The sequence below is a fragment of the Streptomyces sp. NPDC007025 genome (assembly GCF_042869455.1).
Lineage (GTDB): Bacteria > Actinomycetota > Actinomycetes > Streptomycetales > Streptomycetaceae > Streptomyces.
In genome coordinates, this window is sequence record NZ_JBIAFT010000009.1 from 1 (window position 1) to 12432 (window position 12432).

Below are 12432 nucleotides of genomic sequence, written 5' to 3' on the forward strand. Positions count from 1 at the left end.
TCTGGCGTTGACTTTTGGCACGCTGTTGAGTTCTCAAGGAACGGACGCTTCCTTCGAAACCATCTCACTGGTTTCTCCGGACGTTTGCCCTTTCGCTTCTTCCCAAGCCTACCACCGTTATTTCGGTGGTCCGAACCGCTCCGCGTCGATGCGCAACAGCCAACGGGCCGAAATCGAGGAGGATTTGGGAGTGCTGCCGACACCTGGGTGCCGGGCAGGGAGACGACAGTACAGCCGGCCTCATGGCAGAGGCAAATCAGTGCTGCCCGGGGACGCGTGCGCAACCGGCCGGGATCAGTGGCGCACCGGTCCACGACAGGCTGCTGACAAGGCACGACAGGGGGTGACGGGGCGGCCGCGCCTCTTGCGGAATCGGTTGTTCCTATGACTTACGCTTCTGAACGGTACGCCGTCCTGAACAGGTAGCGACGGCGACTGATCGAGTCTCCGCCCTTGGGAGGTCCCCCAATGACCACCGTGTCGTCCCCGCTGACCGGACGCGCCATCGGACTGGCCGCCGTGCCGGATCCGGTGTTCTCCGGAGCGATGGTGGGCCCCGGTACCGCTGTCGACCCCGTACGCGAGCGGACGGAGGCCGTGGCGCCGGTCGACGGCATCGTCGTCTCGCTGCATCCGCACGCGTTCGTGGTGGTGGACTCCGAGGGCCACGGGGTGCTGACGCACCTGGGGATCGACACCGTGCAGCTCAACGGGGAGGGCTTCGAGTTGCTGGCAGCCAAGGGGGACACGGTCACCCGCGGTCAGCCGGTGGTGCGCTGGGACCCGGCGGCCGTGGAGGAGAAGGGCAAGTCGCCGGTCTCCCCGGTCATCGCGCTCGAGGCCACCGCGGAGGCCCTCGGGGACGTGCTGGAGGACGGGGACGTCGAGCGCGGGCAGACGCTCTTCGGCTGGAGCTGACGTACGCGCCCGGCCCCTTCTGTCGTGTCGTACCTCCACGCGTCGTCGGAAGTCTCTTCCCCGCGCGCGTGCGGGCCGGGTGGAAACCACTGCGGCGGCCTCGGGCCGCCGCCGAGCGGAGACGGGTGAGATGGACACAACGCTTCGAGGCGTGGGCGTGAGCCACGGGGTGGCGATCGGCGAGGCGCGGCACATGGGCACGGCCGTGCTGGAGCCCCCGGCAAAGCAGATCGCCGCCGATGAGGCGCCGCGTGAACAGCAGCGCGCACGGCAGGCCGTGGAGGCCGTCGCCGCCGATCTGGTCGCCCGGGGTCATCTCGCCGGCGGTGAGGCGCAGGCCGTGCTGGAAGCGCAGGCCATGATGGCGCAGGACCCCGAGCTGATGTCCGACGTGGAGCGGCGGATCACCGTCGGGAGCACGGCCGAGCGGGCGGTGTACGACGCGTTCGCCGCCTATCGCGCCCTGCTGGCGCAGGCGGGCGACTACCTGGCCGGGCGGGTGGCGGACCTGGACGACGTGCGGAATCGTATCGTCGCCAGGCTGCTGGGCGTTCCCATGCCGGGAGTGCCGGACAGCGACCGTCCCTACGTACTGATCGCACGGGACCTGGCGCCCGCCGACACGGCGCTGCTGGACACCTCGCTGGTGCTGGGCTTCGTCACCGAGGAGGGCGGCCCGACCAGCCACAGCGCGATTCTGGCGCGGGCGCTCGGCGTGCCCGCCGTAGTGGCGCTCCCCGGCGCGGGTGAGCTGGCCGAGGGTACGGTCGTCGCGGTGGACGGCAGCACCGGCGAGGTCGCCGTGAATCCGACCGCAGAGGAGCGGGAGGAGTTGGCGCGGGCCGCCGAGGACCGGAGGGCCGCCGTGGAGGCTGCCACGGGCCCGGGGGCCACCTCGGACGGTCACAAGGTGCCGCTGCTGGCGAACGTGGGCGGCCCCGGTGACGTGCCCGCCGCCGTGAAGGCGGGGGCCGAGGGCGTCGGCCTGTTCCGTACGGAGTTCCTGTTCCTGGACGACAGCGAGCAGGCGCCCGGCGAGGACAAGCAGGTCGAGGCGTACCGGCAGGTGCTGGAGGCGTTCCCGGATGGGCGCGTCGTGGTGCGGGTGCTGGACGCGGGTGCCGACAAACCGCTGAGCTTCCTGACGCCGGCCGACGAGCCGAACCCCGCTCTGGGGGTGCGCGGGCTGCGCACGCTGCTCGACCACCCGGAGGTCCTGCGGGGGCAGCTGCGGGCTCTCGCGAAGGCGGCCGAGGGGCTGCCGGTGTACCTGGAGGTCATGGCGCCGATGGTGGCGGACCGGACGGACGCGCGGGCGTTCGCCGACGCCTGCCGGGAGGCGGGGCTGAGCGCGAAGTTCGGCGCCATGGTCGAGATCCCCTCCGCCGCGCTGCGGGCCCGTTCGGTGCTGCAGGAGGTGGAGTTCCTCTCCCTGGGCACCAACGATCTGGCGCAGTACACCTTCGCGGCCGACCGGCAGGTAGGTGCGGTCTCGCGGCTGCAGGATCCGTGGCAGCCCGCGCTGCTGGACCTGGTGGCCGTCTCGGCCGAGGCGGCGAAGGCGGAGGGCAAGAGCTGCGGCGTCTGCGGCGAGGCCGCTTCGGACCCGCTGCTGGCGTGCGTGCTGACCGGACTCGGGGTGACCAGCCTGTCGATGGGCGCGTCGGCGATTCCGTTCGTGCGGGCGCAGCTCGCCAAGCACACGCTGGCGCAGTGCGAGCGTGCGGCCGCTGCGGCCCGGGCCGCGGACAGCGGTCCGGACGCGCGGGCTGCGGCGCAGGCGGTGCTCTCCGGGGAGTGACCCGGGCGGCCGCCGCGGAACGGGCGGCCGCAGGAGTGTGTGAGGGCCGTCGCGCTGCTGCGGGACGGCCCTCACGGGCGTGTGGTCGGCCCTCTCGTGACCGGCCTTCCGCTGCGGTCCGGGCGCGGTCGGTCAGGCGGTGCGCTCGCGACCGAGCTGCTCGTAGAAGCGGAGCAGTTCGGCGTCGTCGACCGAGCCGGGGTTGACGGCCTTCTCCATGGCGGTGCCCTGGAGGAGCCGTTTGACGGGGACTTCCAGGCGCTTGCCCGTCAGGGTGTGCGGGACGGCGGGGATCTCGATGATCTCGTCGGGCACGTGCCGGGGCGAGAGGCTCTGCCGGATGGTCTGCTTGACGCGGTCGCGCAGTGCTTCGTCGAGTGCGGCGCCCTCCGCGAGGTGGACGAAGAGCGGCATCCAGTAGCCACCGTCGGCCTGTTCGACGCCGATGACGAGGGACTCGCGGATCTCGGGGAGCCGTTCGACGGCCTCGTAGATGTCCGCTGAGCCCATCCGGACGCCCTGGCGGTTGAGGGTGGAGTCGGAGCGGCCGTGGATGACGACCGTGTTGCGGCTGGTGAGGGTGATCCAGTCGCCGTGCCGCCAGACTCCGGGGTACATGTCGAAGTAGCTGTCGTGGTAGCGCGCGCCGTCGGGGTCGTTCCAGAACCGGACGGGCATGGAGGGCATGGGCTGGGTGACGACCAGTTCGCCGACCTCGTCCACCAGCGGCCTGCCCTGCGGGTCCCAGGCGGCCAGATCGGTGGCGAGAGAGGGGGCCTGCAACTCTCCGGTGTGGACGGGGAGCGTGGGGACCGCGCCGGCGAAGCAGCTGCACACATCGGTGCCGCCGCTGACCGAGGCGATCCACATGTCGGCGGCGACCTCGTCGTGGATCCAGCGGAAGCCGTCGGGCGGGAGCGGCGAGCCGGTGGTGGCCACGCACTTGACCCGGGAGAGGTCGAAGTCCCGGCCCGGGTGCACGTCCGCCTTGCGACAGGCCATGATGTAGGCGGCCGAGGTGCCGTAGATCGTCGTCCCGGTGCGCTCGGCGACGCGCCACTGGGCCGCCGTGTCGGGGTAACCGGGGCTGCCGTCGTAGGTGACGACCGTGGCGCCGGTGAGGAGCCCGGAGACCAGCAGGTTCCACATCATCCAGCCGGTGGAGGTGAACCAGAAGAAGCGGTCGCCGGGTCCCATGTCGTTGTGCAGGGTGAGCTGTTTGAGGTGTTCGAGCAGGATGCCGCCCTGGGACTGGACGATGGCCTTGGGCAGTCCCGTGGTGCCGGAGGAGTAGAGGACCCACAGCGGGTGGTCGAAGGGCACCTGCTCGTAGCGGGGTTCGGCGTCGAGGGAGGTGAGGTCCGCCCACTCCAGTGCTCCCTCCGGAGCCGGGGTTCCCAGCAGCGGCACGTGGACGACCGCACGCAGAGTGGGCAGCTCGGAGCGGAGTTCGGCGACCGTCGCACGGCGGTCGTGCTCCTTGCCGCCGTAGCGGTAGCCGTCGACGGTGATCAGCACGACGGGCTCGACCTGCTGGAAGCGGTCCAGGACGCTGCGCGCGCCGAAGTCGGGGGCGCAGGAGGTCCAGACGCCGCCGACCGCGGCGGTGGCCAGCAGGGCGACCGCCGCCTCGGGGATGTTGGGCAGATATCCGCTGATCCGGTCGCCGGGGCGGACACCGAGCCGGCGCAGCTCCTGGGCCAGCGAGGCGACCTGGGAGCGCAGTTGTGCCCAGCTGACCGGAGTGGGCTCGTGTGCCTCGTCGACGTGCAGCAGCGCGGGCCCGGCGGCGCTCTCGGAGTCCTCCGCCGGGCGCAGCGCGTGCTCGGCGTAGTTGAGCGTGGCGCCGGGGAACCAGCGGGCTCCGGGCATGGCGGCGTCGGCGAGGACGGTCTCGTACGGGGTGCTGAAGCGGACGCCGGACCAGTCGGCGAAAGCGCCCCAGAAGGTGGCCAGGTGCTCGGTCGACCAGCGGTGCAGCGCGGCGTACGAGGCGACGGGGTCGCTCGGATCGGGCTCCGGGGCGCCGTGGTGCCGGGCAGCCCACTTCTGGAAGCGGGTGAGGCGGGCCGAGGAGAAGGCACCGGGGTCGGGCCGCCAGAGCGCCTCGGGCTGCGAGGTCCGGGCGGTCCTGTCGCTGTGTGCTGCGGTCATGGCGTGGCGGCTCCCTGACGTCCTGTACGCGTCGTCGCGTCCCTTCGCGCGGGACGATGCCATGTGGTCATCCGTTATGCCAGGGCGGGTGTCACACAGTGCGGCTGTGTGCGGTGTGGGGAGCACACGGCGCGCAGGGTGACCACCGGGTGAACGGCCACTGAACAGCCCTGACGTGGGCGGTTGCCGGTGGCAGGCTGAGCAGCATGGACGGGCGGGGCCTGGAGCGGTCGGTGCGGGTGGTCGGTGCGGGGCAGGGGGCGCGGGCGCTGCGTGCGGCGTGGCGCAGGCGGCGGGCCGACGCGGCGGGGCTGCCGCGGCAGCGCGCGGAGCGGGCACGCACCCCGGGCGAGGCAGCGGGGGCGGAGGCGGGGCCGGGCGGCGGCCGGGTGCGCTTCGCCCGGTCGGTGCTGGAGGTGCGGGTGACGGCGGGCGGTGCGGTGTTCCTCGGCTGGGACGGCGCGGAGCCCGAACCGTCGTACGCGCTGGCGGGAACCTGCCCGGAGGCCGACCCGCGGGCGCGCCTGGAGCCGGACAAGGACGGCGGCTGGCGGGTGGTCTCGGAGCGGACGCTGGTGACGGTGTCGCGCCGCGGGGCGGTGGAGGTGCGCACGCCGGGCGGAGCACTGCTGCGCCGGGACCTTCCGCCCCGCTGGTGGGAGTCGGACGAGGCCGCAGCGGGCGGTCCCCGCTGGATGCAGCGCTCGGAGCTGCCCGCCGACGCGCGCTTCTTCGGGCTGGGCGGCAGGAGCGCGGGCCCGCGGCTGCGGGAGGGCGCGTACCGGCTGTGGAACGGCGGCGCCGACACCCGCGACCGGGGCGCGGGTCCGGTGCCGGTCGCCATGCCGGTGCTGGTGAGTGTGGCCGACGCGGGCACCCTGCTCGTCTTCCACGACAACTCCTGGGACGGCTGGGTGGCGGTACGGGAGGGCGCCGAGGGGCGGGGGTCGGGCCACGATCGGCCGGCGCGCTGCGAGGTGCGGATGGGCGGGGGCCCGATGCGGTACTGGGCGGTGGCGGGTGCCCCGTCCCGGGTGCTGCACGGCTGGGCGGCGCTGACCGGGGCGCCCGCCGTGCCGCCCCGCTGGGCACTGGGCCACCAGCATGTGCATGGGGGCCGGGCCGGGGAGCGCGAGCTGCGGCGGCTCGCGGACGGCCACCGCGCGCACGGGCTGCCGCTGAGCGCGCTGCAGCTGGATTCCGGCGCCGGGTGGGGCGGGCGCACCGCGGGCCCGGACCGCTCGGCGGACGGGGACGCGGCGGCGGGCCGGTCGGCGGCGGCGGCGCGGCTTCGGGAGGACGGAGTGGAGCTGGTGTCGGTGGTGCGGCCGGGGGTGGTGGCCGAGCCGGGCTGCCCGGTGTTCGACAGCGGCACCGCGGCAGATGTGTTCGTCCGGGACGCGGCGGGCCGCACGGTGCTGGGCGGGGCGCGCCGGGGGGATGCGGCCTTCCCCGACTTCACGGACCGGCGGGCGCGCAAGTGGTGGGGCGCGCTGTTCGCGGAACGGGTCGAGCAGGGCTTCACCGCGGTCTGGCACACCGGTGACGAGCCCGCGTCGCTGTGCGCCTTCGGCGAGGCGACGCTGCCCCGCTCGGCCCGGCACGCGCTGGAGGGCCGGGGCGGCGACCACCGGGAGGCGCACAATCTGTACGCGCTGGCGATGGCGAAGGCGGGCTGCGCCGGGATGCGGGAGCTGCGTCCCCAGGAGCGTCCGTTCGTGCTCGCGGGCTCGGGGTGGGCGGGGAGCCAGCGCTACGGCGGTATCGGCACCGCCGCGCCGGAGGCCGGGTGGGAGGGGCTGCGGACCACACTGTCGCTGGTGCTGGGTCTGGGGTTGTGCGGGGTGCCTTTCGCGGGGCCGGACGTCGCGTCCCCGGCCGGGCGCCCCTCCCCCGAGCTGTATCTGCGCCGGCTCCAGTTGGCCGCCTGGCTGCCGCTGCTGCGTACCCGGACGACGGGGCGCGCGACCGGCGCGTCCTGGGAGGCCGCGGCGCCCTGGGGGGTCGGTGCGGAGCTGCTGGGGCCGGTGCGCGCGGCGCTGGCGGAGCGGGAGCGGCTGCTGCCGTATCTGATGACGCTGGCTCAGCTGGCGCACCGTACGGGAACCCCCTATGTGCGGCCTGTCTGGTGGCAGCATCCCCGGGATCGGGCGCTGCGCGACTGCGAGGACGCGTTCCTGCTGGGGGACGCGCTGCTGATCGCACCGGTGCTGGAGCCGGGTGCGCGGTCGCGTGCGGTGCGGTTGCCGCCGGGCCGGTGGTACGACACCCGCACCGGGCGCCGGCACCACGGCCCGGCGACGGTGCGGCTGCCGGCGCCGTTGGCGGGGCTTCCGGTGCTGGCACGGGCGGGATCGGCGATTCCGGTGCGGGGTGCCGGTGGGCGCACGGAGCTGGAGGTGTGGCCGCCGGTTCCGGGACGTACCGGCGGCGGGCTGCTGATCCCCGATCCGGGTGCCGGAGGGGAGCGTCCGGCCGCCGAGAAGTTCACGGTGCGCCGCGGGCAGGACGGGGCCGTCCTGGTGGAGGGGGAGGACGGTGCGGCGGTGGGGTACACCGTGCGGCTGGGCCGGCTGCCCGGCTCGCCGGCCGGGTGAGCCCGGGCCGGCGTGCCGGACGGCCGGCGTACCGGCCCCGGCGGTGGGCCCGGCCGGCGGGCGTGCCGGGCCGGGCCCGTGGGCTCACGGCTTGCGTCCGACTCCGCCGTAGCAGGCGATCCGGGGCGGCTCGCCGAACGGAAGTGCCTCGGGACGCCAGTGCGGGAGGGAGACGATGCCCGGTTCCAGTACTTCCAGCCCCTCGAAGAAGCCCGCCATCTGCTCGGGGGTGCGCGGCGTGTAGGGCACGGCTCCGCTGCCCGCGTTGAAGCGGCGGATGGCCTCGACGTAGGCCGGGTCGGTGGTGCTGCCGTCGTTGTAGCCCAGATAGCTGCCGGGCGGCAGCGCGTCCAGCAGTTCGCGGGTGACGGCCCGTGCTTCGGCCTCGTCCTGGACCAGGCCCAGGACGCCCATCAGCATCAGGCCGACGGGCCGGTCGAGGTCGAGGGTCTCGGCGGCGGCGGCGAGGATGCCGGCGGGGTCGCGCACGTCGGCGTGCAGGTAGTTGGTGGCGCCCTCGCGGGTGCTGGTGAGCAGGGCCTGGGCGTGCGCGAGGACGAGGGGGTCGTTGTCGACGTAGACGATCCGGGACTCCGGTGCCACCCGCTGGGCGATCTCGTGGGTGTTGTCGACGGTGGGCAGGCCGGTGCCTATGTCGAGGAACTGGCGGATGCCCGCCTCTCCGGCGAGGTGGCGTACGACGCGGCCGATGAAGGCCCGCGAGTGCCGGGTGATGTCGACCATCCCGGGGAAGACCTCGCAGACCTTGTCGCCTGCGGCACGGTCGACGGCGTAGTGGTCCTTGCCGCCCAGCAGGTAGTTCCAGATGCGCGCGGAGTGCGGCACCGAGGTGTCGATCTGCGTCGCGGGCCGTTGTGCCTGCGTCCGTTCGGTCATGGTGGGCTCCCCTGCTCGGCTGTGCTGCGGCTGCTGCGGGTCCGGTGTCCGGCTGCCGCCTCAACCTAGCGCCAAAGGTACGGCCACCGGAGCCGTCCGGACGCTTTCGGCTGGGCGGCTCCGGTGGCGGCGGCCTCAGTGGTGCGGGTGGTGCGGGGTCAGCGAGCGGCGGGAGACGGGAAAGTCGAAGTAGGTGTCCGGGAAGGTCTCCGGCTCATGGGTGAAGTGCCACCACTCCTCCGGCAGGTTGGTGAAGCCCTCGTGCTCCAGGGTGCGCTTGAGCAGCAGCCGGTTGGCGCGCTGCTTCCCGGTGACGCGGGGGTCGTCGGTGTGCGCGAGGGTGTCGAAGCAGTCGAAGCCGGTGCCGGTGTCGACGGAGTTGTCGGGGAACCGTTCCTCCTGGGGCGCGTAGCACGGCACGAGGGGTTCGCCGGGGCGGTGGGCGCGGGTGGGCCGGGCGGGCAGTTCGGCGACGGTGATGTCGACGGTGCTGCCGCGGCTGTGTCCGGACTTCTCCGCGATGTAGCCGTCCTCGAAGAGCCGGTTCTTGGCCACGCGCGGATAGAACTCGCGCTTCATCCGCTGGTCGTCCAGGTCCTTGGCCCAGCGCACGAAGTGGTCCACGGCCCGCTGCGGGCGGTAGCAGTCGTAGACCTTGAGCGTGTAGCCGCGCCGCAACAGGGAGCGCTGGGCTCGGGCGAGGGCACGGCCGGTGTCCCGGGTGACCAGGCACATCGGCCGGCGGTAGCCGTCGATGCGCTCGCCGACGAAATTGTGCCGGGTGAAGTAGCGGATGTCCTGGCGGACGGTCGGGGCCACGTCGTGCAGGGCGACGAACTCCTCGGGTGCCTTGGGCTCGTGGCGGTGCCCGGATGCGGCCTGAGCTGCGGGTACGGGGGCGGCCGCGAGGAGGAGGAGCGCGGCGGCTGCGGCGAGATGGGCCCGAGGGGCGGTGCGGTTGCTTCTCATGCCCCTCTCCTCTACCAGGGAACGGGGAGATGCGGAACGGTGGCTCGGGATCACCCCCGTCGGTCCCGTGCCACCGTTCCTGATTTGTCTGGACGCCCGGCCCCCGGAAGCGGTTCACGTGACGGGTGGGACGTGCGGGGACGTGAGGATCTGGTGACACCCTGGTGACAGTCGCGACAGGAGCGTCGCAGACAGGGCGCGCCGAGGCGGTCGTGCGCCCGGCCTTGACTGCCCCTCAGCCGCGCTGAAAACTGCCGTCACGCTCATCGCGGGCACCGCCGTAAGCCGGGTGGAGCCGCCGATCGGCGGGGCCTGCGGGCTCCGCTCGGCGGGGCTGCGGCGTACCGCTCCGCAAGGCCGCATTCTGATCGTGACGTCCGAACGCACCTATCGAGGGGTCGTCAAAACATGACGGACAAGTACGTCGCTGCCATCGACCAGGGCACCACCTCCAGCCGCTGCATCGTCTTCGACCAGCGGGGCGGAATCGTCGCCGTCGACCAGCAGGAGCACCGCCAGATCTTCCCGAAGCCCGGCTGGGTGGAGCACGACGCCGACGAGATCTGGACGAAGGTCCAGGCCGTGGTGGGGGGTGCGTTGGAGCGGGCCGGGCTGCGCGCCGACCAGCTCAGCGCCATCGGCATCACCAACCAACGTGAGACGACGGTGCTGTGGGACCGCGCGACGGGCCGGCCGGTGCACAACGCCATCGTCTGGCAGGACACCCGGACCGCCGGGCTCTGCACGGAGCTGGGCGGCGAGGTGGGCCAGGACCGCTTCCGGGACCGCACGGGGCTGCCGCTGGCCAGCTATTTCGCCGGGCCGAAGGTCGCCTGGCTGCTGGACAACGTACCCGGGCTGCGGCAGCGCGCCGTCGACGGGGAGATCGCGTTCGGCACCATGGACTCCTGGCTGATCTGGAATCTGACCGGTGGTGTCGACGGCGGACGGCATGTCACCGATGTCACCAACGCCTCCCGCACCATGCTGATGAACCTGGAGTCCCTGGAGTGGGACGCCTCGGTGCTGGAGGCGATGGATGTACCCGCCGCCGTGCTGCCGGAGATCAGGTCCTCCTCGGAGGTGTACGGCACCTGCGTCGGGCAGCTGGCCGGGGTGCCGGTGGCCTCGGCGCTCGGCGACCAGCAGGCGGCCGTCTTCGGACAGACGTGCTACGGCGTGGGCGAGGCCAAGAACACCTACGGCACCGGTTCCTTCCTGCTGCTGAACACCGGTAACCGACCGGTGCCCAGCAAGCACGGGCTGCTGACCACGATGGGCTACCGGCTGGGTGACGAGGCGCCGGTCTACTGTCTGGAGGGCTCCATCGCGATCACCGGCGCGCTGGTGCAGTGGTTCCGCGACCAGCTCGGCATCATCGACGACGCGGCGGAGATCGAGACGCTGGCCGCCAGCGTCGAGGACAACGGCGGGGCCTACATCGTGCCCGCGTTCTCGGGCCTGTTCGCGCCGTACTGGCGTTCGGACGCACGCGGTGTCATCGCAGGGCTGACCCGGTACGTCACCAAGGCGCACCTGGCACGAGCCGTGCTGGAGGCCACGAGCTGGCAGACCCGCGAGGTGGTCGACGCGATGTACCAGGACAGCGGTGTGGAGATCACCTCGCTGAAGGTGGACGGCGGGATGACCGCCAACAGCCTGCTGATGCAGCACCAGGCGGATGTGCTGGGAGTACCGGTGATCCGGCCGGTGATCGCCGAGACCACCTGTCTGGGCGCGGCGTACGCGGCGGGGCTGGCGACCGGCGTGTGGTCCGGTCTGGAGGAGCTGCGCGCCCACTGGAAGCGGGACGCCGAGTGGACTCCCTCGATGGGCGAGGAGGAGCGCGAGAAGGAGTACGCGAACTGGCACAAGGCCGTGGAGCGGAGCTTCGGCTGGGAGCAGTCCGGCTGAGACCGGTCTCCCGGGGGGCCGCGGCGGCCCCGCCGCGGCCCCCCGGGAGACGCCACGTGCGGCCCGCGGGATCCGAGGCCGGCGCGCGGGGTCCGACGGAGGCCGCCCGGCCGGGAGAGGAGCCGGGCTGCGGCACAGCGGGCGGAGCTGCGCCCTCAGGCGCCGGCTGTCGTCCGGGTGGCGATGTGCCTGGCGTGCTGGACCACCGAGACGAGGACGTCCCGGGCGGACTCGCGCTGCCGCGCGTCGCACAGCAGCACCGGTATTTCGCCGTCCAGGTCGAGGGCCTCGCGGACGTGCTCGACGGGGTACCGCTCGGCGTCGTCGAAGCAGTTGACCGCGACCGTGAAGGGGATGCCGCGGCGCTCGAAGTAGTCGACGGCCGCGAAGCTGTTCTCCAGCCGCCGGGTGTCGGCGAGCACCACGGCACCCAGCGCACCGCTCGCCAGCTCGTCCCACAGGAACCAGAACCGGTCCTGCCCCGGGGTGCCGAACAGGTACAGCACCAGTTCTTCGTTGATGGTGATCCGGCCGAAGTCCATGGCCACGGTCGTGGTGGTCTTCGCCTCCACACCGCGGGTGCTGTCCACGGGACGGCTGGCCTCGGTCAGCAGTTCCTCGGTGCGCAGCGGTTTGATCTCGCTGACCGCCCCCACCAGTGTGGTCTTGCCGACGCCGAACCCGCCGGCCACCAGGATCTTCAGTGTGACCGGTTCTGCCGGGGCCTTGCTGCCGCGCCGCTCAGAGCGCCCGAAGACCATTGATCACCTCTCTGAGGATGCTCTCGTCCGGCAGTTCCGCCGGAGGAACGGGGCGGGTGACGCGTACCAGTGCGGCCTCCAGCAGATCGCCGATCAGCACGCGCACCACCCCCACGGGAAGGTCGAGCTCCGCCGCCACTTCCGCCACCGACAGCGGCGAGCGGCGGCAGAGCACGACGATGTCGTGGTGCTCGGGGACGAAGGAGTGGTCGGAGAGGAGCGTGTCCTCGGCTGCGGACAGCGCACCCGGCTCCGCCCCGTCCGGGTCGTCGACGATGACGAGGGCGATGAGGTCGAGCTGCGTGTCCGTGCCGCCGCTGCGGGTGCGGCCGCGCGTCATCGCGTACGGCCGCACCACGGGTCCCGCCGCGTCATCGAACCAGTGGTCCGCCATGGCCGGCCCGCCTCCTCCCGCTCCTCG

The 12432-nt window shown here is 73.0% G+C and carries 9 protein-coding genes; 4 read left to right on the top strand and 5 right to left on the bottom strand.

Annotated elements, in window-relative coordinates:
* The first annotated feature begins 468 nt into the window (after positions 1 to 468).
* Together ACFYMO_RS18420 and ptsP are read left to right on the top strand one after the other, a co-directional pair.
* Positions 469 to 918, top strand: a complete 450-nt coding sequence (locus ACFYMO_RS18420) for a PTS glucose transporter subunit IIA (protein WP_027760402.1) — start codon at positions 469 to 471, stop codon at positions 916 to 918.
* A gap of 130 nt (positions 919 to 1048) precedes the next feature.
* Entirely contained in the window at positions 1049 to 2719 is a 1671-nt protein-coding gene (gene ptsP / locus ACFYMO_RS18425; protein ID WP_388547433.1) for a phosphoenolpyruvate--protein phosphotransferase, read from the top strand.
* A 132-nt stretch (positions 2720 to 2851) separates the two neighbouring features.
* Here the strand turns inward: ptsP and ACFYMO_RS18430 are convergent, their stop codons facing one another.
* Positions 2852 to 4873 (bottom strand): acetoacetate--CoA ligase, encoded by a 2022-nt coding sequence (locus ACFYMO_RS18430; RefSeq protein ID WP_388547436.1) that lies wholly within the window; start codon positions 4871 to 4873, stop codon positions 2852 to 2854.
* A 206-nt stretch (positions 4874 to 5079) separates the two neighbouring features.
* Between ACFYMO_RS18430 and ACFYMO_RS18435 the strand changes: the two genes are divergently transcribed.
* Positions 5080 to 7470, top strand: coding sequence for a glycoside hydrolase family 31 protein (locus tag ACFYMO_RS18435; protein WP_388547439.1), 2391 nt, complete (start codon positions 5080 to 5082; stop codon positions 7468 to 7470).
* A gap of 84 nt (positions 7471 to 7554) precedes the next feature.
* On the opposite strand, the gene ACFYMO_RS18440 is transcribed toward ACFYMO_RS18435, so the two are convergent.
* Positions 7555 to 8367: an SAM-dependent methyltransferase gene (locus ACFYMO_RS18440; RefSeq protein ID WP_388547442.1), complete on the bottom strand. Its 813-nt coding sequence runs from the start codon at positions 8365 to 8367 to the stop codon at positions 7555 to 7557.
* A 135-nt stretch (positions 8368 to 8502) separates the two neighbouring features.
* The gene (locus ACFYMO_RS18445; protein WP_366774149.1) at positions 8503 to 9336 is read right to left on the bottom strand and encodes a M15 family metallopeptidase; all 834 of its coding nucleotides are present in this window, start codon (positions 9334 to 9336) and stop codon (positions 8503 to 8505) included.
* Positions 9337 to 9744: 408 nt separating this feature from the next.
* Between ACFYMO_RS18445 and glpK the strand changes: the two genes are divergently transcribed.
* A complete protein-coding gene (gene glpK, locus ACFYMO_RS18450; RefSeq protein ID WP_366774150.1) occupies positions 9745 to 11250 on the top strand; it encodes a glycerol kinase GlpK in 1506 nt (501 codons plus the stop codon).
* 155 nt (positions 11251 to 11405) lie between these two features.
* Here the strand turns inward: glpK and ACFYMO_RS18455 are convergent, their stop codons facing one another.
* Both ACFYMO_RS18455 and ACFYMO_RS18460 read right to left on the bottom strand, forming a co-directional pair.
* Positions 11406 to 12011 (bottom strand): ATP/GTP-binding protein, encoded by a 606-nt coding sequence (locus ACFYMO_RS18455; protein WP_366774151.1) that lies wholly within the window; start codon positions 12009 to 12011, stop codon positions 11406 to 11408.
* Positions 11992 to 12405 carry a DUF742 domain-containing protein gene (locus ACFYMO_RS18460; RefSeq protein ID WP_366774152.1) on the bottom strand — a complete coding sequence of 138 codons (414 nt, stop codon included), beginning with the start codon at positions 12403 to 12405 and terminating at the stop codon, positions 11992 to 11994. Before ACFYMO_RS18460 ends, ACFYMO_RS18455 begins: the two co-directional genes overlap by 20 nt.
* Positions 12406 to 12432 lie beyond the last annotated feature (27 nt).